At 63.6% G+C, this 24754-nt stretch carries 25 protein-coding genes; 11 read left to right on the top strand and 14 right to left on the bottom strand.

What is annotated here, in order from left to right; translation table 11 throughout:
* Positions 1–45: 45 nt before the first annotated feature.
* The 4 genes from UP09_RS02925 to bamA form a co-directional block, all read right to left on the bottom strand.
* The gene (locus UP09_RS02925; protein WP_044536519.1) at positions 46–1266 is read right to left on the bottom strand and encodes an MFS transporter; all 1221 of its coding nucleotides are present in this window, start codon (positions 1264–1266) and stop codon (positions 46–48) included.
* Positions 1267–1475: 209 nt separating this feature from the next.
* Complete coding sequence (locus UP09_RS02930) at positions 1476–2606, bottom strand: hypothetical protein (protein WP_156164412.1); 1131 nt, start codon at positions 2604–2606, stop codon at positions 1476–1478.
* Positions 2607–2628: 22 nt separating this feature from the next.
* Positions 2629–3180, bottom strand: a complete 552-nt coding sequence (locus UP09_RS02935) for a carboxymuconolactone decarboxylase family protein (RefSeq protein ID WP_044536521.1) — start codon at positions 3178–3180, stop codon at positions 2629–2631.
* A gap of 129 nt (positions 3181–3309) precedes the next feature.
* Positions 3310–5823 (bottom strand): outer membrane protein assembly factor BamA, encoded by a 2514-nt coding sequence (gene bamA, locus UP09_RS02940; protein WP_044536522.1) that lies wholly within the window; start codon positions 5821–5823, stop codon positions 3310–3312.
* A gap of 297 nt (positions 5824–6120) precedes the next feature.
* Between bamA and UP09_RS38375 the strand changes: the two genes are divergently transcribed.
* The 3 genes from UP09_RS38375 (at position 6121) to UP09_RS02955 (ending at position 8777) form a co-directional block, all read left to right on the top strand.
* Complete coding sequence (locus tag UP09_RS38375) at positions 6121–6516, top strand: hypothetical protein (RefSeq protein WP_052832955.1); 396 nt, start codon at positions 6121–6123, stop codon at positions 6514–6516.
* A gap of 201 nt (positions 6517–6717) precedes the next feature.
* A complete protein-coding gene (locus tag UP09_RS02950; protein WP_044536523.1) occupies positions 6718–7434 on the top strand; it encodes a response regulator in 717 nt (238 codons plus the stop codon).
* Complete coding sequence (locus UP09_RS02955; RefSeq protein WP_044536524.1) at positions 7431–8777, top strand: ATP-binding protein; 1347 nt, start codon at positions 7431–7433, stop codon at positions 8775–8777. The genes UP09_RS02950 and UP09_RS02955 overlap by 4 nt, the downstream gene beginning before the upstream one ends.
* Before the next feature lie 8 nt (positions 8778–8785).
* On the opposite strand, the gene UP09_RS36195 is transcribed toward UP09_RS02955, so the two are convergent.
* Positions 8786–9235 (bottom strand): EF-hand domain-containing protein, encoded by a 450-nt coding sequence (locus UP09_RS36195; protein ID WP_052832930.1) that lies wholly within the window; start codon positions 9233–9235, stop codon positions 8786–8788.
* A 189-nt stretch (positions 9236–9424) separates the two neighbouring features.
* Positions 9425–9904, bottom strand: a complete 480-nt coding sequence (locus tag UP09_RS02965; RefSeq protein ID WP_044536525.1) for a MarR family winged helix-turn-helix transcriptional regulator — start codon at positions 9902–9904, stop codon at positions 9425–9427.
* 148 nt (positions 9905–10052) lie between these two features.
* On the opposite strand from UP09_RS02965, the gene UP09_RS02970 reads away from it, so the two are divergent.
* Both UP09_RS02970 and UP09_RS02975 read left to right on the top strand, forming a co-directional pair.
* Positions 10053–10454, top strand: a complete 402-nt coding sequence (locus tag UP09_RS02970; protein ID WP_044536526.1) for an Ohr family peroxiredoxin — start codon at positions 10053–10055, stop codon at positions 10452–10454.
* A 103-nt stretch (positions 10455–10557) separates the two neighbouring features.
* Positions 10558–10974: a cupin domain-containing protein gene (locus UP09_RS02975; RefSeq protein ID WP_044536527.1), complete on the top strand. Its 417-nt coding sequence runs from the start codon at positions 10558–10560 to the stop codon at positions 10972–10974.
* A gap of 50 nt (positions 10975–11024) precedes the next feature.
* Here UP09_RS02975 and UP09_RS02980 read toward each other — a convergent pair whose 3' ends face one another.
* The 3 genes from UP09_RS02980 to UP09_RS02990 are packed head-to-tail and all read right to left on the bottom strand — an operon-like array spanning position 11025 to position 14285.
* Positions 11025–12506: a M20/M25/M40 family metallo-hydrolase gene (locus UP09_RS02980; protein ID WP_197082587.1), complete on the bottom strand. Its 1482-nt coding sequence runs from the start codon at positions 12504–12506 to the stop codon at positions 11025–11027.
* Between the two features lie 43 nt (positions 12507–12549).
* Positions 12550–13728 carry an MFS transporter gene (locus UP09_RS02985; RefSeq protein WP_044536528.1) on the bottom strand — a complete coding sequence of 393 codons (1179 nt, stop codon included), beginning with the start codon at positions 13726–13728 and terminating at the stop codon, positions 12550–12552.
* On the bottom strand, positions 13725–14285 hold the full coding sequence (locus tag UP09_RS02990) for a GNAT family N-acetyltransferase (RefSeq protein WP_044536529.1): 561 nt from the start codon (positions 14283–14285) through the stop codon (positions 13725–13727). The genes UP09_RS02985 and UP09_RS02990 overlap by 4 nt, the downstream gene beginning before the upstream one ends.
* 110 nt (positions 14286–14395) lie before the next feature.
* On the opposite strand from UP09_RS02990, the gene UP09_RS02995 reads away from it, so the two are divergent.
* Positions 14396–15295, top strand: coding sequence for a LysR family transcriptional regulator (locus tag UP09_RS02995; protein ID WP_044536530.1), 900 nt, complete (start codon positions 14396–14398; stop codon positions 15293–15295).
* A gap of 30 nt (positions 15296–15325) precedes the next feature.
* On the opposite strand, the gene UP09_RS03000 is transcribed toward UP09_RS02995, so the two are convergent.
* Positions 15326–16123 carry a DUF899 domain-containing protein gene (locus tag UP09_RS03000; protein WP_044536531.1) on the bottom strand — a complete coding sequence of 266 codons (798 nt, stop codon included), beginning with the start codon at positions 16121–16123 and terminating at the stop codon, positions 15326–15328.
* A gap of 201 nt (positions 16124–16324) precedes the next feature.
* On the opposite strand from UP09_RS03000, the gene UP09_RS03005 reads away from it, so the two are divergent.
* The 3 genes from UP09_RS03005 (at position 16325) to UP09_RS03015 (ending at position 19390) form a co-directional block, all read left to right on the top strand.
* On the top strand, positions 16325–16831 hold the full coding sequence (locus UP09_RS03005) for a MarR family winged helix-turn-helix transcriptional regulator (protein ID WP_044536532.1): 507 nt from the start codon (positions 16325–16327) through the stop codon (positions 16829–16831).
* A complete protein-coding gene (locus tag UP09_RS03010) occupies positions 16828–17685 on the top strand; it encodes a DMT family transporter (RefSeq protein WP_044536533.1) in 858 nt (285 codons plus the stop codon). Before UP09_RS03005 ends, UP09_RS03010 begins: the two co-directional genes overlap by 4 nt.
* Before the next feature lie 148 nt (positions 17686–17833).
* Positions 17834–19390 carry a tetratricopeptide repeat protein gene (locus UP09_RS03015; protein WP_052832932.1) on the top strand — a complete coding sequence of 519 codons (1557 nt, stop codon included), beginning with the start codon at positions 17834–17836 and terminating at the stop codon, positions 19388–19390.
* Here the strand turns inward: UP09_RS03015 and UP09_RS03020 are convergent.
* On the bottom strand, positions 19360–19881 hold the full coding sequence (locus UP09_RS03020) for a DUF8737 domain-containing protein (RefSeq protein WP_044536534.1): 522 nt from the start codon (positions 19879–19881) through the stop codon (positions 19360–19362). The two genes, UP09_RS03015 and UP09_RS03020, sit on opposite strands and share 31 nt — an antisense overlap.
* A gap of 23 nt (positions 19882–19904) precedes the next feature.
* A complete protein-coding gene (locus UP09_RS03025; protein WP_044536535.1) occupies positions 19905–20723 on the bottom strand; it encodes a class I SAM-dependent methyltransferase in 819 nt (272 codons plus the stop codon).
* Positions 20724–20802: 79 nt separating this feature from the next.
* On the opposite strand from UP09_RS03025, the gene UP09_RS03030 reads away from it, so the two are divergent.
* Complete coding sequence (locus tag UP09_RS03030) at positions 20803–21768, top strand: LysR family transcriptional regulator (RefSeq protein ID WP_044536536.1); 966 nt, start codon at positions 20803–20805, stop codon at positions 21766–21768.
* Between the two features lie 30 nt (positions 21769–21798).
* On the opposite strand, the gene UP09_RS03035 is transcribed toward UP09_RS03030, so the two are convergent.
* Positions 21799–23055, bottom strand: a complete 1257-nt coding sequence (locus tag UP09_RS03035; protein WP_044536537.1) for a serine hydrolase domain-containing protein — start codon at positions 23053–23055, stop codon at positions 21799–21801.
* Between the two features lie 265 nt (positions 23056–23320).
* The gene (locus UP09_RS03040) at positions 23321–23977 is read right to left on the bottom strand and encodes a glutathione S-transferase (protein ID WP_044536538.1); all 657 of its coding nucleotides are present in this window, start codon (positions 23975–23977) and stop codon (positions 23321–23323) included.
* Positions 23978–24089: 112 nt separating this feature from the next.
* Between UP09_RS03040 and UP09_RS03045 the strand changes: the two genes are divergently transcribed.
* The gene (locus tag UP09_RS03045; protein ID WP_044536539.1) at positions 24090–24653 is read left to right on the top strand and encodes a TetR/AcrR family transcriptional regulator; all 564 of its coding nucleotides are present in this window, start codon (positions 24090–24092) and stop codon (positions 24651–24653) included.
* The last annotated feature ends 101 nt before the right edge of the window (positions 24654–24754 follow it).

The raw sequence follows: 24754 nt of genomic DNA on the forward strand, positions 1-24754 counted from the left end.
GCGTGAGGTGATCCATGCCGAGCGGATCACCTCCGCGTCAAACCCTCACGCCGGCGCTGCTACGGCTGCGGTCCGCGCCACCGGGAACGGCTTGAACATCATGATGATCAGGAAGGCACCGAGGCCGAACGCCCAGGAGCCGACATAGAGCCACGTATAGCTGGCGAAGGTGTCGTAGATCAGGCCGCCGGCCAGCGGCCCGGTCGCCATGCCGAGGCTGCCGGCCATCGCCGTGCCGCCGATCACGGTGCCCATCATCCGCAACGGGAAGTTCTCGCGCACCAAGACCGAATAGAGCGGCATGGTGCCGGCATAGATGAAGCCGAACACCGCCGCCACCGCGTAGAACGCAGCGAGCTCGCGCACGAAGACGTAGCCGAGTGCGCCGAACGCCTGCGCCAGCAGGCCGAGCACCAGTATACGCTTGGCGCCGAAGCGGTCGCCGAGCAGGCCGAAGGCGATGCGACCGCCCAAGCCGGCGAGCCCCTCAACGCTGTAGATCGTGACCGCCGCGATCATCGGAATGCCGCAGGTGATGGCGTAGCTGACGGTGTGGATGATCGGCCCCGAATGGGTGGCGCAGCAGAAGAAATTGGTCGCGACCAGGATGATGAATTGCGGCGAGCGCAGCGCCTGCGCGCGCGTCATCTCCGCCTGCGGCCCTGCGCTGGCGACCACAGCGGCTTGCGCGCCCTGAAGCGCTGGCGGACGACGCACCAGGAACGAGACCGGAATCATGATCGCCGCGACGATACCAGAGACAATCAGCATCGAGGTTCGCCAGCCATGGTTGGAGACGAGCCAGGCGGCGATCGGTGCCATCGTCATCGGCGCCATGCCCATGCCCGCCGACACCAGCGAGACGGCGAGGCTGCGATGCGTCTCGAACCAGCCGGTGACGCAGGCCATCATCGGGGCGAAGATCGCGGCACAGGACGCGCCGACCATCAGGCCAAAGATGAACTGAAACGCCAGCAGCGACGGCGCCTGGCTGGCCAGCGCCAGGCTTGCCGCCAGCACGACCGACCCGGTCAGCACCACCGGCAGCGGCCCGAACCGGTCGGACAGCGTGCCCCACGCCATGCTGGTGAAGGCCATCGCCAGGAAACCGATCGTCAGGGCGCTGGAGATGCCGGTCACCGACCACCCGGTCTCCCGCGCCATCGGCTGCAGAAACACCGGCAGCGAGAACATGCCGCCGATCGCGACGCAGCCCAGCAGACCGCCCGCCGCGACGATCACCCAGCGGTAGTGAGAATTGCTCATTCCATATCTCCCAGTGCAGCTTGGTCTGGATGGAAGACGAACGGGGTGGCGCGGAACCGACAGGCGATTGTAGCTCCGGTTCACTTTTTTGCGAGGGCGGCTGAGTTCGCAAATGCTTCTAAAGCTGGACTACGAGGCGGTCCCCTTGCCGAAGACGTCTCCATCCGCTCGGGACGACCTCGTGCTGGCGAGCCTCGACGATACCAGCCTCACCTCGCGGTGATCGGATCAATCGCGGCCTGGCCGCTTCGCGTCAAGGCCCCGCAGCGCTCGACGTCGAAGGCCGGATCGCCGGTCCAGGAGTAGTAGAGGAGTCCGGTGAGACGCCGCTCGCGGATCCATTGCGCGAAATCGCCCATCATCTCCTGCACGAGCTGACTGCGCGCCGCCTCGTCCGCGGCGCAGGTCTTGCTGCCATAGCTGAACCCCCATTCAGTGATCCAGCACGGCTTGCCGCCGGCCGAGCCGGCAGCGGCACAGACCGGCTGGATCAGCGCCGCGAGGCGTCGCGCGCGATGGATCGCCGACGTCTTGTCGCCCGGGTGGTCGGCCCAGGGATAGGTGTGGAGATTATATGCGTCGACGAGCTGATCGAGCCCGTTGGCACGCATGAACGCGATCGTCGCGCCGACGCTCACCCCGTCATAGGGCTTCGGCGTCGGCCAGGGGCCTTCCTCGACGATGTCGACCACGCTCGTGGGCAGCAGGGGCGTATGCGTGTTCAGCCTGGAATGGTCCCGCACCTGCTTCAATGCGGCCAGGACCTTGAGATATTGTAGATAGCCTTTTGCGACCTTTTGTCCTTCGGGATCATGATAGAGATCGTTCAGCCCCAGCACCCGGCCCTGGCCCGGAAGGCTGAAGTCTGGATTGTCCCCGGCCATGTTGATCTCGTTCTCGAACTCCAGGGCGGCGAGGGCGATGCCGTCGGCGTCGAGCTTGTCTAGGAGTTGCTGAAAATACGGTCGGGACAGCTCCGGGCTGAGAGAGGAGATCAGCGGTCCTGCCCACATGTTTGGAAATTCCTTCGCCCGGTAAGGCCGCTGCGGGGCGTCGGGCGGATAGAGGCCGTGGAGAATGAGATCGACCGCGATGTTGTGGGTATGGGCCCGCGCGATGAAGGCGATGTTCTTGTCCAGATCCTGCTGATACATGCCGAACCGGATCACGCGCACGCCGGCGGACGCGATCCGGGCGAGCGCGGCATCCTGTTCCGCCTCGCTGAACTGCAACGGATGCACGAAATCGACGCCGCGGACGGCGTTTTGGGCACGGGCCGCCAGCGGCGCGAACAGCAAGACCAACGCAGCAAGAAAAGCAAACCGTTTCATTTTGGGCATCAGCAGCTCCGCGACGCCTGCCTCACTCGGCGGCCTCGCGATGCGGAACGCCCTGCTCGATGTCGAGTTGCAGGATGTCGTTGAAACGGTTGAACGCGCCGCAGAGCGCGATCCGCCATGTCAGCTCGACGATCTGGGCTTCCGAAAAATGGCCGCGAAGGCGCTCGAAGATCTCGTCGCGGGTCTTGTTCCAGTTGTTGGTGACAGCGATCGTGTATTCGACCACGAGCTTGTCGACGGCGTCGAGCTCGGGATGATCCTTATAGTCGAGCAGCCGTTCGGCGCCGGCTTCCGAGACGCCCTGGATTGCGAGCTTCGGCGCATGGTGCGAGACGCAATAGTCGCACTTGTTCAACAGCGACACCGTTACCAGCGCCAGCTCGAGATGGCGCTTCGACAGCACGGCCTCGTTGGCGAGATCGACCAGCAGCGACCACATATGCTTGAAGATCGGCGGCCGCTGCGCCATCACCCCGGCCTGGTTTTCGAACGCGCCATAGGTCGTCATCTTGTCCCACAGCGGCTGGAGCGCCGGCGGCAGGTCGTCCCTGGTCTTGATGGACACGCGTGACATTCATTTCACCCCGGATCGGAATTGCATCGGCCCAGCCTGCCTCTGTTCGCAGGCTGCCGCAAGCCGCACAATTGCAAGCGTCACGCGAAGAAATGGCGCAACTCGGCGGCAAGTCGATCGATCGCGATCTTAGAATGACGTCCCTCCCCCGAACCTGAACTCCTGCACAATGTCGTACTTGCCTTTCGTGATGGGTATCGCGTAGTCGAACCGAAGCGGTCCAAATGGCGACGCCCAGATCAGACCGACACCCACCGAGGTTCTCACCACGTTGTTGTCGTCGTACTGAAGACCACAGTTCGGACAGGAGGGCGTATTCACCTCGCCCGTCGCGGTCCACGACGTCGGTCCCTGGTAACCCCAAAGCGAGCCGGCATCCGCATAGACCGCTCCCTTGAGTCCAACCTCCGAGGGCAAGAACCAGAATGGCATCTGCAACTCGAACGATGCACCCCAGTACTTCGTGCCACCCAGCGCATCCCCCGTCACGCCAAAGTTCGCATAGGTGATGTCGCGCGGCCCGATACCATTCGAGGCAAAGCCGCGCACGAGATTTGGTCCCATCTGGAACTGATCGAGCATGCGCAGCTCATTGTCGCCGACCTTGGTCAGAACGCCGCCTTGCAGGTGAATCAGTCCGACAATATCGGCCACCATGGGCGCGTAGTATTTTGCGTCGACCGTACTCTTCAAATAGCTGACATCGCCGCCGACGCCAGCAAAGTCCTGCTTGAAATCGATCAGGAGGCCATCGGTCGGGTTCTTGGTGTTATCGAGGGTATTATAGGTCAGGGTGTATCCGATCTGGGAGGTCCAGGTCGGACCCGCGGCCAGCTCCTCGCGCACCGGCAACGTGGATTCGCCGTCACCGTAGCAACCATATCCGTAAACGCCGGAATCGGTCGCGTTGGTCGGATCCACGCCTTTCAGGACGCTCTGAATGTAAGCGGGCGTGGGATTGAACGCGAGCGACGGATTGGATGGATTGTTATTGCAGTTCGCCAAGGTGCTATCGAGCGTGATTTCCTGCTGGTAGAGCGAGTACCGCAGCTGGAGAGTCAGGTCCTCGCGCAAGGCCAGACCGAGCCGTGGCGAGAACCCGATCGTCTTCACGCCGTAGGTGGTGTAGTCCGTCGGAAGTTGCTCCTTGTAGTATGCGTCCAGCCCGAGCGCTATGCGGTAGTCCAGCAGGTATGGCTCGACAAAGGACAGCGAAAGGCCGCGTGAGTATTGGCCGTAGCTGACCGTTGCTTTCGCAAACAGACCGCGGCCGAGCAAATTGCGCTCGGAAACGCTGACCTCGGCGAGCGCGCCGTCGGACGTGGAATAGCCGCCCGAAATCGAGAAATCACCGGTCGATTTTTCCTCGAGATCGACAATCAGGATCACACGATCGCTCGACGAACCCGGCTCCGTGGCGATCTTGACCGACTTGAAGTAGTCCAGATTCTTCAGCCGCCGCTCGGCACGATCGACCAGCGCGCGGTTATACGCGTCGCCCTCGGAGAGATCGAACTCGCGGCGAATGACGTAATCGCGCGTGCGGCTGTTGCCGCGAATCTCGATGCGCTCGATATACGTCCGCGGCCCCTCTTCCACCCGAAACACGATTGCGACCATGTGTGCTTCGAAGTTGCGATCGCCATCGGGGCGAACTGCCGCGAAGGCATAACCGCGGCGCGAGGCCTCGATCTGCATGTCCTCGACCGATTTCTCGACCGCTTCGGCATTGTAGAGCGCCCCTTCGCTCACGCGCGAGAACGGGCGCAGGGTATTCGGGTCGAATCCCCTGATGTTCGATCGGAAGCCCACCGTCGAAACGCGATACTCCTGTCCTTCCTCGATCTTGAACGTGACGAGAAAACCCTTGCGCGCCGGATCGTACTCGGTCAACGCCGCCACGACCTGGACGTCCGCAAAGCCGCGCTTCAGGTAGAACCGGCGGATCAGGTCACGATCGGCCTCGACGCGATCGGGATCGTAGATGTCGTTGTTGCCGAGAAAACTCAGAAAGTTGCCCTCATGCGTCTTGATCACGTCTTTCAGGCGCGCCGCCGAAAAACTGCTGTTGCCGATGAACTCGACCCCCTTGACGCCGGTCTTTGCTCCTTCCTCGATCGTGAAAACGAGGTCGACGCGATTGTTCGGCTGCTCGATGATCTCCGGCGTGACGTGGACGTCGTAGCGGCCGGACCGCCGATAGATTTCGGCGATTCGCAATGCATCGGACTGCACCATGGGTCGTGACAGCGTGCCTCGCGGCTTGGACTGCACCTCGCCCGAGAGCTGCTCGTCCTTGATCTTCTTGTTGCCTTCAAACGCAACACGGCCGATCGCCGGATTCTCGATCACCGAAACGATGATCCGGCCGCCGGCATGATTGATCTTGACGTCCTGGAACAGCCCGGTCTCGACCAGCACTTTGAGCCCGTCGTCAATCTCGGACTGATCGAGATGTCCGCCGGCGCCCAGCTTGAAATAGGAGCGGATGGTCTCCGCCTCGATCCGGCGGTTGCCTTCGACCGTGATCGCATCGAGAGATTCGGCTGCCGCCGGAGCCAACAATAGCCATCTGCTCGGCGTCCCCAGGATCGACAAACCCGCGATCACGATCGCCGCGACAACGCTCCGCCACGTCTTCATTCCACACCTCACCAACAACACGCTCGTTGTGACGGGACGGCGATGGCTACGGTGTGGCTCCAAAGTTGCGGGATTATTTCCAGTGATTTGGGACTGTGAGCGCAACGCGACGCCAGGCGCCTGCGCGGCGCGGCTGCCATTCGCTCTATTCTGCTCGCCTCCATGCAGCTCGATGCGCAGCGCAGCGCCCCTGTCCGGCCAGCGCACAGCAATGTTGCGCAAGAAGCCGATCGTTTACTTCAGGAACAGCCGATGCCAGAGCCAACTGGGCTCCGCGCTGACAGGTGGAAAGAAACGATGAGTACGACCACGAGCAAGATGAAACGCGTGCTGCTTGTCACCACTGTTGGGTTCTCTCTCGGGTGCTCTCTTGGGCTTGCTCTTTGCTGCAACAGCGTGGCCGCTGCAGACCGGCGGCGGAAAGCGCCCGCAATCAGCTCCGTCTACGATTACGGCCCGACCGGACCGAACCACTCCTACCAGGCCGGGCCGCGCACCCGGATCTATGTGACCACACGATCATGGTTGGACGCCGGGACGGAAGTCTTGCCTGGCGAGCGCAAGTTCACTGACTATGCCTTTCCGCCCGCCTCCTCGTTTGCCCGGGACAACAACAGCCGGCCACTCGATCGAGCACCGCTAAGCCCTGCGTCCGACCTCGGCGGATACCCGGATCAATTTCCGCTTTACTGAGAGACGCAAAACGCTCTTGCAGGCTGTCGTACGCCGGCCTCCCGATTTGTTTCCAGTCGGGAGCGCCCCCTTACATTCCAGAAACACTATGCTGACGAAAAGGCACAATCCCGCCCACAAGTGACGCATATGCTGGTCAATCTGACGGCCGGGCGCGCGCTTCCGCGCGCACAATGATGACCAGTGCAGCGGCCTCCGACCATGCTTACGAGCTCTCCAAGAATCCTGATCGTCGAAGACGACCAGCAGACCAGAGACCTGATTGCCCGTTACCTGCGGGATCAATCATGCCTGGTCGCCACCGCCTCGAATGGTCGGGAGATGGATCGCTACCTTGCCGGACATTCACTCGATCTTGTCATCCTCGATCTCATGCTGCCAGGAGAAGACGGACTGAGCCTGTGTCATCGTCTTCGCAACGACTCGGCGATTCCGATCATCATACTCACCGCGAAGGGTGAGGACCTCGACCGGATCCTCGGACTTGAAATGGGGGCGGATGACTATCTTTCCAAACCCTTCAATCCGCGCGAGCTGCTGGCGAGGATCAACGCTGTCCTGCGTCGCCAGGCTGGCCTTCTCGACCGATCCGGCCGGAGCTCCGCTCGCTTGCGCTTTCAGCACTGGATCATTGATCTTCGGCTGCGCGAACTGCGCGATCCCGAAGGAGCCCAGGTGCCGCTGACGAGCGCGGAATTCGATCTCCTGCAGGCGTTTTGCGAGCGTCCTGGGAGGATTTTGACGCGGGACGGTTTGCTGAGCATGACGCGCAGCCGCCCTGCCAGTCCCTTCGGGCGCAGCATCGATGTGCTGGTCAGCCGGCTTCGCCGCAAGCTCGATATGATCGAGGGCTCATCCGTGATCAGGACAGTCCGAACGGGCGGATACATCTTCACGCCTGATGTGGAAGACGCATGAATTGGACCCGGAGAATTGTCACGCTTTTCAGCTTTCGGCGGATCAGCGGCCAGATCGCTGCGCTTATTCTGATTTCGCTCGTACTGATCCACGTGCTCATCGCGCTCTATGTCGTCGGCCAGAAGCCGCGATCTTTCGCGGAAAGACCTATCCATCAGTTCCAACTGATTGCGAAACTCCTTGCCGAGACACCCGCGGCCGGCCGCGCGGTCCTCCTTGAGGCGGTCGATCGGGCTTTTCCTCGCCTCCAGCTCACCTTGCGCGAAGGTGATCCGGGCCAGTCTGACGGCGCCCTTTCCGAGGTGCCAGGCGCCAACACCGTTGATGTGGATTTCTCCGCAAAGGGCACACTGGCCACGGTCCGATTGCCCGATGGCGCCGTGGTCGAAGCAACGATCGGCTCGCCACAAGTCCCGCCCTTTGTCGGAGGACTTTGGGCAAGCACGGTCCTGTTCCTGTTCGTGAGCGTCACACTGCTTGGCGTGTGGGCAGGTCGCGCGCTCAGCGCGCCGCTATCCGCGTTCGCCCGCGCTGCCGAGAACTTCAGTGTCAGCCAGACATCGGCACCCCTTCCCGAAACGGGGCCAGAGGAAATTCGCGCCGCGGCGGTCGCGCTTAATCGCATGCGTGAACGCATCACCGCCCTGATGAACGACCGGACGAGAATGCTCGCCGCGATCAGTCACGATTTGCGAACGCCGATCACCCGCCTGCGGCTGAGGTCCGAATATATCGAGAACGAGGTACAACGCGCAGAAACCCTTCACGACCTCGACCAGATGCAGGCCATGCTGGAATCCGTGCTGTCATTCCTGAGCAGTGGCAGCGCGGCAAAGCCGACCCTGGTCAATGTGTCGGCTTTGCTGCACACAATCTGCGAGCAATTCTCCGATTGCGGTCATCTTGTGCGCTACCAGGGCCCTGTCAGAGCCCCATTCACGATCCGCCCCGGCGAGATCAGCCGCGCTGTGACAAATCTGGTCGAAAACGCCGTTCGGTTCGGCAGCGAAGTCGATATCAGGCTGACCGCATGCGCGGACCAGGCCACCATCGAAGTGTCGGACAATGGTCCCGGGATTCCGGAGCACCGCAGGGCCGACATGTTGAAACCCTTCGTCCGAGGGGAAGAGGCCCGGACCATGACCGAGAACAGCGGATTCGGACTCGGCCTTTCGATCGCTCAGGCCGCGGTCCACGGGCACGGCGGCGAACTTTCCCTGCACGACAATCGTCCGCAGGGCCTCACCGTCCGCATTGCGTTGCCAGGAGCGGGTTGCGATGGACTGGATCGAAGCGCGGCAAACTCGTCTCGTCCGGTGCTGCCCGAACAAGTCCCCGGATAGGCTGAGCGTCAGGATTTCTTGCCTCTGCCGCCTGGTCGCTTCTGGTCCGTGCCGGTATCCTTGAGTTCCTCCGGCGTGACGCGGCAGTCGCCGTTCTTGTCGTGTTGCAGGATGAATTCGTTCGGCTTGCCGACGAACTCGCTGCGCGTAATCTTGCCATCCTGGTTTTCGTCGAAATAGCCGAAGTCGGCGTCGGCGAGCGCACTGCCCACCCGACGAACAACCTCGAACTCCGCAGGGGTCAGAATTCCGTCGTGGTTGCGGTCGGCGCGATCGAACGCCCGCCCGAGATAGCCTTTCCACTCGTCGCAGGTATAAACGCCATCACGATTGGCGTCCCAGCTCTCGGCCGTGCTGGCCGGCGAACGATCCCTACTCGATTGCGGGCGCGACGAATCCTGATCCGGAGCCGGTTGCGCCAATGCAAAGGGCACCGCCGTGCAGAGCAGACTCACCATTGCGATCACTCCACAGATGGATGCCGACTTTCCGCGCAAAATGATCTCTCCTCCGCGTCGTCCTGACGTCAGCCGGAGTTGTCGGTTCGCCGTGGCGGAAATGGGGAAGGACACGGCGCCGATACACCTCGTTACAATTCGGACCGATGCGTTGCTCGCGCGGCGCAATGATCGAGCAGCGCAGCAGGATTAACTGTCCTGCTTTTGGCCCTGCGTGGCGCGCAACAGATTGTCGCGGAGCCTGACGATGCTCTTCTGCACGAGGGGAAACTCGTCCCCCAGCCCGCAGGCACGAATCAGGGACTCGCTGAGATCGGTGTCGAGCAGGCGCCGGCCGGCCGGCGTCAGGCTTACCCGCACCTGCCGCTCGTCGGCGGGATCGCGGGTGCGCGTGAGATAGCCTGACAGCTCCAGCTTCTTGAGGATCGGCGTCAGCGTGTTGGATTCAAGAAACAGCTTCTCGCCGAGCGCACTGACGGTCTGGTCATCCTCCTCCGACAGCGCCACCATCGCGATATACTGGGTGTATGTCAGCCCGACCGCATCCAGGATCGGTTTGTAGGCGCGGCCAAAGGCCAGATTGGCCGAATAGACCGCAAAGCACAGGAAATTCGAGAGTTTTCGGCCTTTGGGTGCTGCCTTGGGTGCTGCCTTGGGAGCGCGGGTCACGGATGCCTCCGGAGTTTGTGAAGTCGCTACCGATATAAATCGTATCCGATTAAATCGGAAGTGCTTGACATGACCCTGCCTGCGGTTTATTTCGACCCGCATCCGATTAAATCGGATACGATATTTCTCCAGCAGAAAGGATTACGCCATGACCGCCACCGCAAAAGTTCTCTTCACCGGAAAGACCCACGTCACCGCCGGCCCCAACGGCGCGGCCCGCTCGAGCGACGGCTTCCTCGACGTCAAGCTGCCGCAGCCGCACCCGGCCGCTGAAAACCTGTTCGCCGCCGCCTGGTCGGCTTGCTACATCGGCGCGATCCAGCTCGCCGCGACACAGCGCAAGGTCAAGCTGCCGAGCGAGCCCGAGGTCGACGCCGAGATCGATCTGAATCTGGCCGGCAGCGACTTCTTTCTGCGCGCGCGCCTCAACGTCCACATATCAGGCGTCGCGCGCGAGGTTGCGCAGGAGCTGATCGAGGCCGCGCATGGTATCTGCCCCTACTCCAAGGCCGTCCACGGCAACATCGATGTGACGACCACCCTCGTCTGACGCGACAGAGTGACAGCATGATAGTCAGACTCCCGATGCGGACCGGCCGCTTGTCGGCCCGGTCCGTGCGGGTCAGCGAAACCAAGGATATCAGGAGTTCGACATGAGCATCTTCGCAAATACGCCGCGCGCGATCGCGATCGCAGCTTTGGTCGCCGCCAGCGTCCTCGCCCTCCCCGCAGCACAGGCGCAGCAGCCGACCGGCATCAAGCGAACCGACCTGCAGCGCCATGACCTCAGCGTTTCAGGACGCGAAGCGGTCCAGGTGCGGGTCGATATCGAGTCCGGCGTGGCATTCCCCCAGCACACCCATCCGGGCGAAGAGATCATCTATGTGCTCGCCGGCACGCTCGAATATGACGTCGAGGGCAAGCCGCCGGCGACGCTGAAGGCCGGCGACGTGCTGTTCATTCCGGCCGGAACGATTCATGCGGCGAAGAACGTCGGCAACGTCACCGCCAGCGAGCTTGCGACCTACATCGTCGAGAAGGACAAGCCGCTGCTGACCTTGGTGAAGTGAGGCCTGGCAAGCGCGACGTCTGGGGGCAACTCCATCGCCGGCACGACGATCTACTTCTTCGCGACCTCACGCAGCGTGTTGTAGATCCACTCTGTCCCCTGCTTGATGGCCTCGACCCCGATCCTTTCGTCGTTGCCATGCATCCGGCTCAGGATGTCGTCGTCGAGCGGGTAAGGGTAGATGCCATAGACGGGAACGTTGTGCTCGCGCCAGGCCATGGCATCGGTGCCGGCCTCGAACAGCGTGGGCACCAGCACGGCATCTTTCCATATCAGCTTGGCATTGCGGTCGAGCGCCGCGTAAAGCGCGGTGTCGACCGGCGACGGCGGCGCGTTGGTGCGCTTCAGATAGACGTCCCGCGCTTCCTGCTGCGTCAGCGGCGTCACGAGGCTGACCTCAATATCGGGATCGCCAATCGCGCGCTTGATTTCCGCGATCATCTGATCGGCCGTCGTTCCCGGAAGCAGCCGTGTGTTGACGATCGCCTTGGCGTCGCCGGGAATGACGTTGGGCTTGATGCCGGCCTCGATCATGGTGATGACCACGGTGTCGCGGAGCAGTGCGTGCAGCAGGAGGCCATCTTTGGGATTGTCGGCCACGAGCTTCTTTCCCGCCGCTTCAAGATCGCTCTGATCTTTCGCGTTCAAAAGCTGCTTGATGTCGGATGCCGTCTGTTCCGAGCTGATCGGGAGCAACGCCCTGAAATAGGCTTCCGTCGCCGGCACGAGCTTGACCGCCGGATCATGCGCGGCCAGCTTCGCCAACGCCGCGATCAGGCGATCGTTGGCCATCTCGCCCGGTGGGAACGGGCGCGAGGAATGGCCCGAGCGGCCGGTGGCCCTCAACGCGAAGGTGGCGGAGAGCTTGTCTGCCGTCGTGACGCTGATCTGCCGCACGGTGCCGTCGCGCCCCTGCAGGACATAGCCGCCTTCGTTGAGCGCGAACTCCGCATCGATCTTGTCCCAATGGTTCTTCGCCAGCCACACCGTGCTGTACTGCCCCTGCTCTTCGTCAGCCTCGGCCAGGAAGATCACGTCGCGCGCCAGCGGCGTCTTCTCCTCGGCAAGCCGCATCACCGCGCGTGCGAACACGGCGAGCCCGCCCTTGAAATCCATCGCGCCTCGGCCATAGACGAAACCATCCTTCTCGACGCCGGCGAACGGTTCCACCGTCCATTTCTCCCGCTCGACCGGAACGACGTCAGCATGCGCGGCCAGCAGGACCGGCTTCTTGGAGCCATCGCCGCGAAGCCGCGCGATGAAGTGCGCGGCCTTCCCGTTCGGAGCAACGAAGATGTCGACTTCGGCGCCGAGCGGCTCGAACTGCGACTTCAGATATTCGGCGAGCGCCCGCGTGTCCCCCGGCCCGTTCGACGTGTCGAAGGCGATCAGTTTCTTGAGCAATGCGACGGTCTTGTCGCCCTGCGATTGCGCGGGCGTGGCGGATTCGGCGAGCGCGTATCTGGTTCCGGTGCAAAGCAGGCTTGCGGCAAAGACCAGCGCGGCGAGACGACCTTTGACCAGGCGTTTCATATTCTTGTTCCCCATGCGGTACATCAGCAGGGGTATAATGACCTCAGGGCGCTCTCGGAAACAACACCTTCAGCATGACGGCCGCGAGCAGCGTCATCATAGCGAGGCCGATCGATAGATACAGCGCCCCCGCATTGCCGGATCGGTCAATGACGATGGCGTAAAGCAGTGGCGCCGCCGCGGGGAAGATGAAGCTTGGAACGATCAGCCGCCCCACCAGCGTCCCGTAGCTGCGATGGTCGAACAGGACCAAGGGCAATGTCCCCCTGGTGATGGTCAGGATGCCGTTGCAGGCGCCATACAGCAGCGCGAATGCGATTCCCATCTCCGTCGAACCGCCGCTGAACAGTCCGGCGACGAAGGAGAGCGGCATGATCAGGCAGGCCATCAGGTTGAGTGCGAGCGGATCGACCCGCCTGCCGAACAGAATCTCGCAGAGACGGGCTGCGGACTGCCCGATTCCTCGCAAGGTCGCGATCCATACAGCTACCGACGCAGTGAGCCCCAATCCGGTAAGCACCGCGATCATGTGGGCGGACATGCCGGCGTTGAGGAAATTGGCCCCGGTCATGATCACGGCATAGAGACCGCCTCCGAGCGCGACCTGCCGCTGGCTGACGGCGAGCGGCTGCCTTGGCGCCGCCGCGGCAAGGCTCGATGGGCCGGCATACCGTTGGGTCGGAATCAACAGATGAAGCGGGATCGTCAGGAGTGCACACCCGGCGTAAACGAGCAACGCTGTGCGCCAGCCGGAATGCTCCGAGAGGATGTGGCCGAGCGGCCAGAACACGGTGGCGGCCAATCCGCCGAGCAACGTGATCCCGGACATGGCGCGACGCGCCTCCGGTCCGCCGATCCGCGCCAACGCCGCAAAGGCGGCATCGTACAGCGTCAGCCGCATGCCGAGGCCAAGGACGATCCAGAACGCGTAATACGTCGCGACCTGATGCGAGAGCGCGAGACCGGCGCAACCAATGGCATTCACCACCGCGCCCACGACCATGACATCTCGGCCGCCACGGCGATCGACCAACCGGCCCACCAGCGGCGACGCCACCCCCATCACCAGGAGCGCGGCGGCAAAGCCGCCATAGACGATATCGCGGCTCCAGCCGAGGTCCGCGCCGATCTGTTCGCCGAAGCCGCCGATCAAATAGTAGGTGGCGCCCCAGGATATCAATTGGCCAAGCCCGAGGGCGACGACGACCCGGCGTGCGATCAATTGCGCGGCTCCTCGAGCGCCGACGGAGGCGCCGCGTCGCCCGGACCAAGCGAGCGTTGCATCAAGACAGTATCGACCCATTGCCCGAGCTTGAAGCCGACGGACTTGAGCGTCCCCACCGGCGCGAAGCCCATGCGCCGGTGCAGCGCGATCGATCCGGCGTTGCCGCTGTTACCGATCACCGCCAGCATCTGCCGCCAGGGTCCGGCCTCGGCCCGCGCGATCAGGGCCTGGAGCAAGGCCGCACCGATGCGGCGGCCACGTAGCGCCTCCGACACATAGACCGAGTCCTCGATCGTATGGCGATAGGCCGGCCGGGGCCGATACGATGTCGCGTAGGAATAGCCGGCCACCCGTCCGTCGACCTCGGCCACCAGGTACGGTAACCCCGCCGCCAGCACGGCGTCGCGTCGCCCAAGCATCTCGTGCAGCGTCGGCGGCACCTCTTCGAAGGTTGCCAGCCCGTTCAACACATGATGTTCGTAAATCCGCTGCACATCCGCCATGTCAGCTTCTGTCGCGTCGCGGACTACGACGCCATTGATGTCTCCTGTCATCCTCCACCTGCTCCCGATCCAGCTCAAGCCGTCAGCGTTGCCCCAGCATGCCGGTTCGCGCTATATAAGTGAAGCTTTGATATCTTATGCAAAGCATAAGAGATACTTTGATGAAGAATCTCAACCTGGACTACCTCGAGAGCTTCCGCGTCGTCATCGAGGCGGGCAGCTTCTCGGCTGCCGCCGAACGGCTGCAGCTCTCGCAACCCGCGGTGAGCCTGCAGGTGCGCCAGCTCGAACGAAGCCTCAATGCGATCCTGATCGAGCGCGTTGGACGAAAAGCGCGGCCGACCGCCGCCGGGACGGCATTGCTGGACCACGCACAGCAGATCAGCGCCGCCGTCGCATCGGCGGTCGATGCCGTCGCGCAGCAGACGACGGGCACCGCGGGGCGCGTGCGGCTCGGGACCGGCGCGACGGCATGCATTTTCCTGCTGCCGCCGATCCTGAGAGAGTTGCGGACCGCGCTTCCCTCGCTCGAGATCACGGTCACCACGGGCAACACGGCTGACATCGCCAAGGCGGTCGAGGACAATACGATCGACATCGGACTCGTCACGCTGCCTGTGTCCGGGCGCAGCTTCGAGATTACGCCTGTCATGAATGACGAGTTCGTCCTGATCGCGCCGCAGGACATGAAGCTGCCGGCACGGATCACGCCGGCGGTGCTGTCGACCAGGCCGATCGTCCTGTTCGAGCCGGGCGGCAACACGCGGCGCACCGCGGACGAATGGCTAGCCCGCGGCGGCGTCTCGCTGAAGCCGTTGATGTCGCTCGGCAGCGTCGAGGCGATCAAGGAGATGGTGCGCGCCGGGCTCGGCTGCGCCATCCTGCCGGGCATGGCCGTCCCGGGGAAAAGCAAGCAACGCGACCTGGCCGTGCGGTCGCTCTCGCCAAAGCTCTACCGCCGGCTCGCTGTGGTGATCCGCCGCGACAAGCGCCTCGATCGCGGACTGAGAAAGACCTTGTCCGCACTGAAGGCGATCGCGGCGAAGGACGACGGCCGTTAGGGAGGACGCTGGGTCCTCCCTGCTCCGCCACTAGGTCGACTTGCGCTCTTCCTCGGCGATCTCGCGGAACGCTTTCACGCCGGCATCCGTCACTTGGTCCCATTTTGCGTTGGTCGTGGTCTCGGCCTCGTAATTGTCGTGCCAGTTCCACCATTTGTAGGGCGGGCTCTGCGGGTAACCCTCGGGCGAGTCCTCCCAGACCTCCTGACGGCCGAGCGGGGTGATGTCGAGATAGTTCCAGACCGTTCCCATTGCCTCGTCACCCCTGCTGTTGACGAGATAGGTGCGGAAGATCCGGTCGCCGTCGCGGAAGAACACGTTGTGGCCGTGCCATTCGCCGACGCCGAAATCCGCGTCAAAACTGTCCGTGATCGTGTACCAGGGCATCACCCAGTCCATCCGCGCCTTCAGCCTGATGATGTCGGCCTGCGGCGCGCGCGAGGCGTAGACCAGCGTGGTGTCGCGCTGATTCAGATGCGACAAATGACTGACCTGATCGGCACCGAGCGAGCAGCCGCGGCAGGCGTGATCGGGCCAGCCGAACACACCGGGCTCGAAGAATGCGCGATAGACGATCAACTGACGGCGGCCCTCGAACAGGTCAAGCAGGCTGACCTTGCCCTTTGGCCCCTCGAAGACATACGCCTTCTCGACCGCCATCCACGGCATCCGCCGCCGCGCGGCGGCAAGCGCATCGTGCGCCCGCAACTGCGCCTTCTCCTTCACCAACATTTCCAGCCGCGCCGCCTCCCAGGCCTCGCGCGACACGATTGGCGGTGTGGGCATCGCCGCCTGTCCGGCATTACCGTTGGTTTCGGGTTTGCTCATGATGGTTCAACCTCCGAATGGGACAAAACTCCGGGACTGACGCGCTGTTCCATTGCCGCCCGTCGCTCGTCGTTGCTCATGGCCCAATCTGGCGCAGGGGCGACCGACGGTGGGAGTGACAAGTGTGTCGGGATTTCCGCGCGGTTCCTCACTACTTGCAATATACTTGCATACTGCAATTATCTATGTCAGCCTTCCGATATGAGACAACCCGCCCCAGCCCCCGACGACGATTTGAAGCTCAGCGCCTGGCTGCCGTACCGCCTATTCCTCGTCGCAGCCCAGGTCGCGCGCCCGCTCGAGGGTTTCTACGGCGAGACCTTCGGACTGAGCCAGGCCGGCTGGCGCATCCTCGCCGTGATCGCCGAACGCGACGGCGCCAACGCCTCCGAGATCGGCCGTGCCTGCGCGCTGGATCCGTTCGCGGTCAGCCGCGGCATCGGCCAGCTCGTCGAGCTCGGTTTCGCGGTGCGGCGGCCCGGCAAGACCGATCGGCGCTTCGCTGCCGTCAGCATCACCAGGAGCGGCCGGAACGCCTTCAACCGGATCGCCGCATTCGGCAGCGCAATCGAGGCGCGACTGCTGGCACGCCTGTCGGAAGCCGAGCGCGTGACACTCGACTCCACCCTGCACAAACTCGAAGCAGAGAGCGCACGCATCGACACCGGCGGTTGGCGCTCGCTCCTCGACAACACCGCCGCCTCATGACGCCCCTGCTGTTCGCGCTGACCGCGATGCTCTGGGGCGGCGGCGCGCTGGCTACCGCGATGCAGGCCGGCGTGACCCCGGCGCCGTGGTCGGTGGCACTGCGCATGGCCCTTGCGGGTCTCATCCTGCTTGGCTACGGACGGCTTCGCGGCGTGCCGCTTGCGATCCCCCCGCGAGACCGGCCGGCCGTGGCATTGCAAGGTCTGCTTTTCTTCTCGGTCGCCTTCATCGCCTTCTATGAAGCGACCGCGCGGATGCCGAGCGGCCTTGCGGCGCTCGTCCTCTCCACGTCGTCGCTGTTCGCGGCCCTGATCGCGCGCGCGGCGCTCGGTGTCCCGATCTCCACCGGCTTCGTCTGGGGCGCGCTCTGCGGCATCCTCGGGCTGGCCATCATCTTCGTTCCTGGCGCCACGGCGACGGGAGCAGCGCCGCTTGCCGGTTTCGCATGGGCGCTCGTTGCAGCGGTCGCGACCGGCACCGGCACGACGATCGGTGCGCGCAATCAGCGCGCGGGGCTGCCCGTCGTCGCCGTGCTCGGATGGGGCGCGCTGGTCGGAGCAACGGCGAGCGCGCTTTGGGCTGTGGCGACGGGCGCAACCTTCGCGGCCGACGCGTCGGTGCCCTATCTCGTGAGCTTCCTCTATCTCGCGATCGCCGCGTCCTGCGTCACCTTCATGCTCTATTTCGAGCTGGTGCGCCGGCTCGGTCCCGGTCGCGCCGCCTATACGCTCGCGCTGGTGCCGCTCGTAGCCCTCGTGCTGTCGGCGCTGTTCGAGCACCTCGCTTTGGGTTGGCCCGTCCTCGCCGGCGCGTCCGCGATCCTGCTCGGCAATGTGCTGGTGCTGTCGCGGTGACGCGCGCCACAGAGAAAATGCTACCTTTCCAGGCGTGAGCTGATTCGAATCTGATCGCTTTCGGATCGCCTCGGTTTGCTCCCCGGAACACGGTCATTTGCCGGCACATTCGAAAAACACATCTCGGGCGATAGCGAACCTGCCGCGCTTGCAGCGGAAGGCTTATGGCGCCTTTCAGCAGGGTGATTTCGACAAGGCTGAACGATTCTGCTCCGGGATTCTCGAACACCGGCCGGATGATTTCGATGCGCTTCATCTGCTCGGACTGCTCAATTTCGAGCGCCGGCACATGGTGGAGGCGCTGCGCTTTCTCGCCGCCGCGCTGAAGTCCAATCCCGCGTCGTCAGATGCTATGTCGAATTTGGGGCTCGCGCTTCACACCGCCGGACATTTTGACCAGGCGATCTCGCATTTTCGCAGCGCGCTGCAATTAGCGCCTGAACATCCGGAGATTCTCTACAATCTCGGCAATTCCTGCCTGAAGCTCCGCCGCTTCGCCGAGGCGGCGTCGAGCTTTGAGGCCGCGCTCGCAAGCCAGCCCGATCACGTCGGCGCGCTGGTCAATCGCGGCAATGCGCTTCTGAGGTTGAACGAGCCGGTCCAAGCGCTTGCGAGCTACGATGCCGCACACGCGGCGATGCCCGGTCATCCGCAGATCCTGACCAATCGCGGTCATACCCTTCGCCGGCTCGACCGGCCGGTCGACGCGCTGGTGGACTTCAAGGCGGCGCTGGCCGCCTCGCCCGAATTCGCCGAAGCCCATTTCGAAGCCGCGATGGCGCATTTGACGCTGGGTGATTTCGACGCCGGCTGGAGCGCGTATGAATGGCGCTGGAAGACGGCGGCACTTGCCAGACAGCGCCGCGATCTTCCGGCCCCCTTGTGGCTGGGACACGAGCCAGTCGACGGCAAGACCATTCTGCTGCACGCCGAACAGGGTTTTGGCGATACCATCCAGTTCATCCGCTATGCACCGCTGCTGGCGCGCCGCGGCGCCAACGTGATCTGCGAAGTTCAGGCCGAGTTGCAGCCGCTGTTGTCGCAGCTCGACGGCGTCAGCGTGATTACGTCCGGTGCGCCGCTTCCGGTAGTCGACCTGCACTGCCCCTTGCTCAGTCTTCCGCTCGCGTTCAAGACTGAGGTCGACACCATTCCGGCGTCCGTTCCGTATCTCGCAGCGCCCACGGAGCGACCGGAGCATTGGCAAAACCGTTTGCCGCCGGGCCGGCCGCGCGCCGGTTTTGTCTGGTCGGGATCGTCGACCCACAACAACGACGCCAACCGCTCGATCCCGCTCGCACGGCTGGCGTCGCTGTTCGAGACTCCGGCCCTGCAATGCATCAGCTTGCAAAGCGAAATGCGCGATGCTGACCGCGACGTCCTCCGCGATCTGCCGAACCTGGTTCACCTCGGCGACGATATCAGCGATTTCACTGATACGGCGGCCATCATCGCACTGCTCGATGTCGTTGTTACCGTCGACACCGCGGTCGCGCATTTGGCCGGGGCGCTGGGCAAGCCGGTGATGATCCTGCTGCCCCATGCCGCAGATTTCCGCTGGATGCGCGATCGCACCGATACGCCCTGGTATCCAACGGCAAAGCTTATCCGCCAGCCGGCGTTCGGCGACTGGGACAGCGTGATCGCTCGCCTACGCGACGAACTGCATCCCGCTCATGCGGTGACGCCACCGCCGAAAGCCTGAGTCGCGTTGGGCCGGCGACGCAGCAGGAAATAGAACGCAGCGACGTGCGTGATCATCAGCAGCGGCACGATGAGGATCGGGATCGCATAGACGGCGCCCAATTCCCCGGCCTTCGCAGGCAGGTCGACCTGGACCGCGTGGTAATAATTGAAGAGCAAGTCGACAAACCCGACGAGATTGAAGGCAACGACGAACAGCCAGAACAGCGGACGGATCCTGACCGACAGCAGCGCCAGCATGGCCAGCACGCCCGTTGTGAAGTCCCAATAGGCGGCGGGAGCTGCGAAGCTGGCCGGCAGGTTGGGCCCGACGACACCGGGAAGCATGAAGACCAGCCCGAAGAAGCGGAAGCTGTGCAGCGTCGCGATCGCACGCTGGGCGTCGAAATGGTCCATCGCCTTGAGCCGCGGCCAGATATACGCGCCGAAGCAAAGCAGCCACGCGACATATCCGAGGACGAGATGGGTCTGGAACAGGATTTGCGGAAACATGTGAACTCCTATCGCGGGTTGTTTCAGGCGGCCTCGAGCACTGCGGTCAGAATGCCGAGCCGGCCTTCTATGAGGTTTCGGCCTAAGTTGGCGGACCACTGCGCGAAGTCAGGTCCCATCACCACGCCGAGATTTGGCGACGGCGGCGGCCCCGACGCGCGCAACTGGACGATCCAGGCCTTGGCCGCCTCCGAATCGTCCCGCCATACGAGTGCGTGAAAGCCAGCCGCTTCGATCGCCTCGCGCGTCGCCGCGGCGGTGAGAAGAAAGCTCGTCGCCGGCGTTCGCGCCCAGGGGACCGGATAGTGCGGCTCGCCGCCGTTCAATACGACGTCGTAGGTCGCAAACCTGCCGTCAGACTTCAGCACGCGACGGATCTCGCGGTAGAGCCGCGCCCGGTCGGAGATGTTCATCGCCACATGCTGCAGCAATGCGACGTCGAAGCGGCCGTCGTCGAACGGAAGCTCCAGCGCACTCGCAGTCTGGAACGACACCTGCGCGCTCAGCGCCGTGCGCTCGGTCAGATAGCGCGCGGCATCCACGAAGGGATCGCTGAGGTCGACACCGGTCACCCGGCAGCCATAGGCCGCAGCCAGAAAGCGCGCCGGTCCGCCGACGCCCGAGCCTACATCCAGAACCGAGTTGTCGGCAGTGATCCCGGCCAATTTGGCAAGCTCTGCGGTCGCCACGAGCCCCCGGGTGTGAAACTGGTCGAGGGCGCCCAATTGCTCGGGCGTGAGCCGCTGATCTTCCGGGCCGAGCGCCATGAGCGCCGCCTTCAGCCGCTCGGTCAGGCCAGTCGCGCGATAGTGGTCGCGCATGCTATCAAGGACATTGGTCATCGCAGGTTCCTCCCGGCTGTCGGTTGCTGATATACGCCCGCTTCCCGCGATCGACTATCCGCGATAATGTCATCGGGTTATGAAGCAGAACTTCACAGTCAGGCAGGGCGCGCTCGACGGCGTCGAGGCGTTCCTGAGCGTGGCCCAGCACCGCAGCTTTCGTAAAGCAGCCGCGGAACTCGGGGTGACGCCGTCGGCGATCAGCCAAGCGGTCCGCGCACTTGAGGCGCGCGTCGGCGCAGCACTCTTCATCCGCACGACGCGCAGTGTCGGCCTCAGTGAAGCCGGCGAGCGGTTTCGCGCGCGCGCAAAGCCCGCTTTCGAAGAGCTTGTCGCGGCAAGCGCGGTCGCGCGTGACCTTGGACAGCGGCCAGCCGGACTGTTACGCCTTACGGTACCACGGTCGGTGGTGCCGATCCTGCTGGAGCCGCTGATCGCATCGTTCTGCCAGGCCTATCCCGAGGTCGAGGTCGAGATCTCCGCGAACGAGGAATTGGTCGACCTTGCGGCCGGAGGCTTCGACGCCGGCGTCCGGATGGGCCAGTTCATCGCCGCGGACATGGTTGCGCTCCCGCTCTCGCCACCCTTCCCCTTCGTGGTCGTCGGCAGTCCCGACTACCTGCGCCGGCGGGGAAAGCCCGAGCGTATCGACGATCTGCGCCAGCATGCCTGCCTGCGCATCCGCCGCACCAACGGGTCGATCGCACCCTGGTCCTTTGTCAGCGGCAACAAGCCGATCGAGGCAACCGTCGCGGGACCGCTGATCGCGTACGATTTTCCGACCATTGTTGGCGCAGCGGTAGAAGGGTTGGGGCTTGCGCAAGCGCCTGGGCCGATCGCAGCCGGGCCGCTGAAAGCCGGCAAGCTCGTGCAGGTGCTGGAGCCGTTCGCGTCGATGGCGCCGGGTGTGTTTCTGTACTATCCCAGCCGCCATCACATGATGCCGAAGCTGCGCGCCTTCATCGATCACGTGAAGAGCCGATCGGCCGGCAGGGCGCGAAGTCGCATCGACGACAAGCGGACCCGCAAGACGAAAATGCGCTGACGTGGAAAGGTCCGGTTGGCGCGCCGACACTCACCCTGCCGCCATCAGCTCCTTCGCCAGCGCCATGTAGGCCGGCAGCGTCACTGGATCATTGGCGGCGTTTCCGGCTGACGGGTGCGAGGCATAGCGTGCGATCACCATCTCGGCTTTCGGATCGATATAGATGCCCTGGCCGTGAACGCCGCGCGCCATGTAGGCGCCGTGCGCATTGTGCGTCACCCACCACTGATTCCGGTAGGAAGCACCGGGCAAGGTGGTGTAGCCGGCCGGCTTGAATTTTTCGGGATCGCCGCCGCGCGCGATGTCCTCGACCACGGACGTCGGCACGATCTGGCGACCGTTGAAGCGGCCGTGATTGCGCATCGTCTCGCCGAAGCGGGCCAGATCGCGCAGCGTCGTCGACAGGCCGCCGCCGCCGCTCTCGGTCCCGATGCGGTCAACGTGATAATGCGCGTCCTCTTCCGCACCCATCGGCGTCCAGATCCGCTCGGAGAGCAGGTCCGACAGCGTCATGCCGCTGGCGCGCCGGCAGATCCAGGCCAGCACGTCGGTGTTGACGGTCTTGTAGGCGAACGCCTTGCCGTGCTCGCCCTGCTTCTTCTGTGCGCAAAGAAAATCGAAAATGGTGGTCGGGCCGTGATAGCCCGGCTCGATCGGCGCCATGCCGTTGGCACGGCGCAGCCCCCACACGGCGGAATTTTTGTCGGTATAGATTTCGGTGTATTCGAGGCCGGTGGTCATATCCATCACCTCATGCACGCGCGCGTCACCGAATGCGCTTGCCTTCAGCTCCGGCACATATTCGGCAACAGGGGCTTGCGGATCGATCTTGCCCTCGTTGACGAGAATGCCGGCCAGCGTGCCGGTGAACGATTTCGTCACGGACATCGCGATATGCGGCTTGTGCGGCTTCAGCGCACCGAAATAGCGCTCGTAGATCAATTTTCCCCGATGCAGCACGGCGATGCCGTCAGTATATGTTTCCTCGAGCATGCGCGCGAAGGTCATCGGACGTCCGTCCATCGCGATCGACGCCGATGCGCCGATATCGCGCTCCGCCCGTGGCAGCGCCGACGCCGGCCCTGCCCCGCGCCAGACATTCACGGTCGGCACCAATTGCCGCACATTGCTCCAGGCCCAGCGCAACTCAGGGAAGCTGCGAAACGAGCCGTTCTGGAACGTGATGGTGCGGTCCGGCGGCGGCGGAAAGCCTTTCATCCAGCCGAGCGTTTGCGGATCGGTCTCGGCGGCGGTTGCGGGCGATTGGCTCGGGACAGCATCGGACATCAAGGCGGGCTCCAGAGGGGCGGTGCCGTGGTCGTATCATGCGGCTGCGTGACGGACATCCCGCGTTTGCGCCGGGGGGACCGTCGCCGCACGCGCTTGCCAATGACCCTCAGTGTCATCGCCCGGCCTGTGCGCAATTGCGCACAGGCCGGGCGATGACAGCAGCGGACGTAGCTTCGCCATCTCGCAACAGGATATGTCCAAGCTCAGGCCGTTCGATGGCTTACCCCAAAATCATGAGAGCAGCCGCCTGTAGACAGCGATTTCAAGCCGACGCCATGCTCGGCTCCGACATCGTCACGCGGTTCTTGACGCTGGGACGCTCCTGCATTCTTGCGTACCAGGCCTGCAGAGCCTCGCACTCCGCCGGTACCGGCAGCTTCACGAGCCCCGCAAAGATCAAGCCCCCGATCACCGTGATGTCGGCCATCGAGAACACCTCGCCGGCAACGAGCGGCTGTCTTTGCAATATGCCATCGAAGTAGTGCATGCCCCTGATGGCCTTGTCGCGCTGACGCAAGCCCCAGTCGGCGTTCTGATAAATCTCGACGTCGGGTCCAAGCCCGGGCGTTGCATGGTGGAAATAAACACTGACGGCGTCGAGCAGTTCCAGCTCGGCGCGCTTGCTCATCATGTGGATCACGCCCTTTTCGCGCGGTGTCCTGCCGGTGAGCGTCGGCGCGCCGTCGAGCGCGTCGAGGTATTCGGTAATGGCGGTACATTCGCCAATGAAGGTGCCGTCGTCGAGTTCGAGCACCGGCAGCGTGCCTGAGTAGTTCTTGGCAAGGAACCCGGGCTTCTTGTGCTCGCCTTTCCAAAGATCGACCGATACGAACTGCACACGAGATCGCAGGTTCTTCTCGGCCAAAGCGATACGGACGCGCGCCGGATATGGGCCGGTGGGCCAATCGTGAATCTTCATGCTACTTGCCTTTCCCTACCTATCACTTGGTAGGCGCCATATAGAACCTTTAAATTCGCCTCGTCAACGTCTATCTATCACTTGGTAGGTAACGACGCGGTGAGGCCCAGAAATGAGTTCAAGCTCCAAGGAAGCCATCCTGGCGGCCGCCAAACGGACCGCACAGGCGCATGGCTATAGCGGCCTGAATTTCCGCGATCTCGCAGACGAGGTCGGCATCAAGGCCGCGAGCATCTATCATCATTTCCCGAGCAAGGCCGATCTCGGCGCGGCCGTCGCGAGGCGCTATTGGGAGGACACGGCGGCTGATCTCGAGTCGATGCTGGCCAAAACCCCGGATCCGGTCCGCTGCCTGCGCCAATATCCCGAGGTGTTTCGCAAAGCGCTCGCGAACGGCAATCGCATGTGCCTCTGCAGCTTCATGGCGGCCGAATATGACGACCTGCCGGACGCGGTGAAGCAGGAGGTCCAGACCTTTGCCGACGTCAACGTGGCGTGGCTGAGCAAGCTGCTATCAGCCGCGGCCGTGGTTACCCCCCGGAAAAGCGAACAGCGGGCCCGCGCCATCTTCGCGGCGATCGCGGGCGCGCAGCTCATGGCGAGGAGCCGCTCGGATATTTCGCTCTATGACACGTTGATCGACGGCTATCGCGCAGCAGGTCTGCTGCCGGCGTAGACCTTGAAATAGGCGTCGCAACAATCGGCGCCGGCCGTTCCTGCGGATCGCTGCCGCGCTTGGACGACGCCTAGAGCATTTTCGGTTCTGATTGAACAGAA

It is taken from the genome of Bradyrhizobium sp. LTSP885, assembly GCF_000938305.1.
Taxonomy (GTDB): Bacteria; Pseudomonadota; Alphaproteobacteria; order Rhizobiales; family Xanthobacteraceae; genus Bradyrhizobium.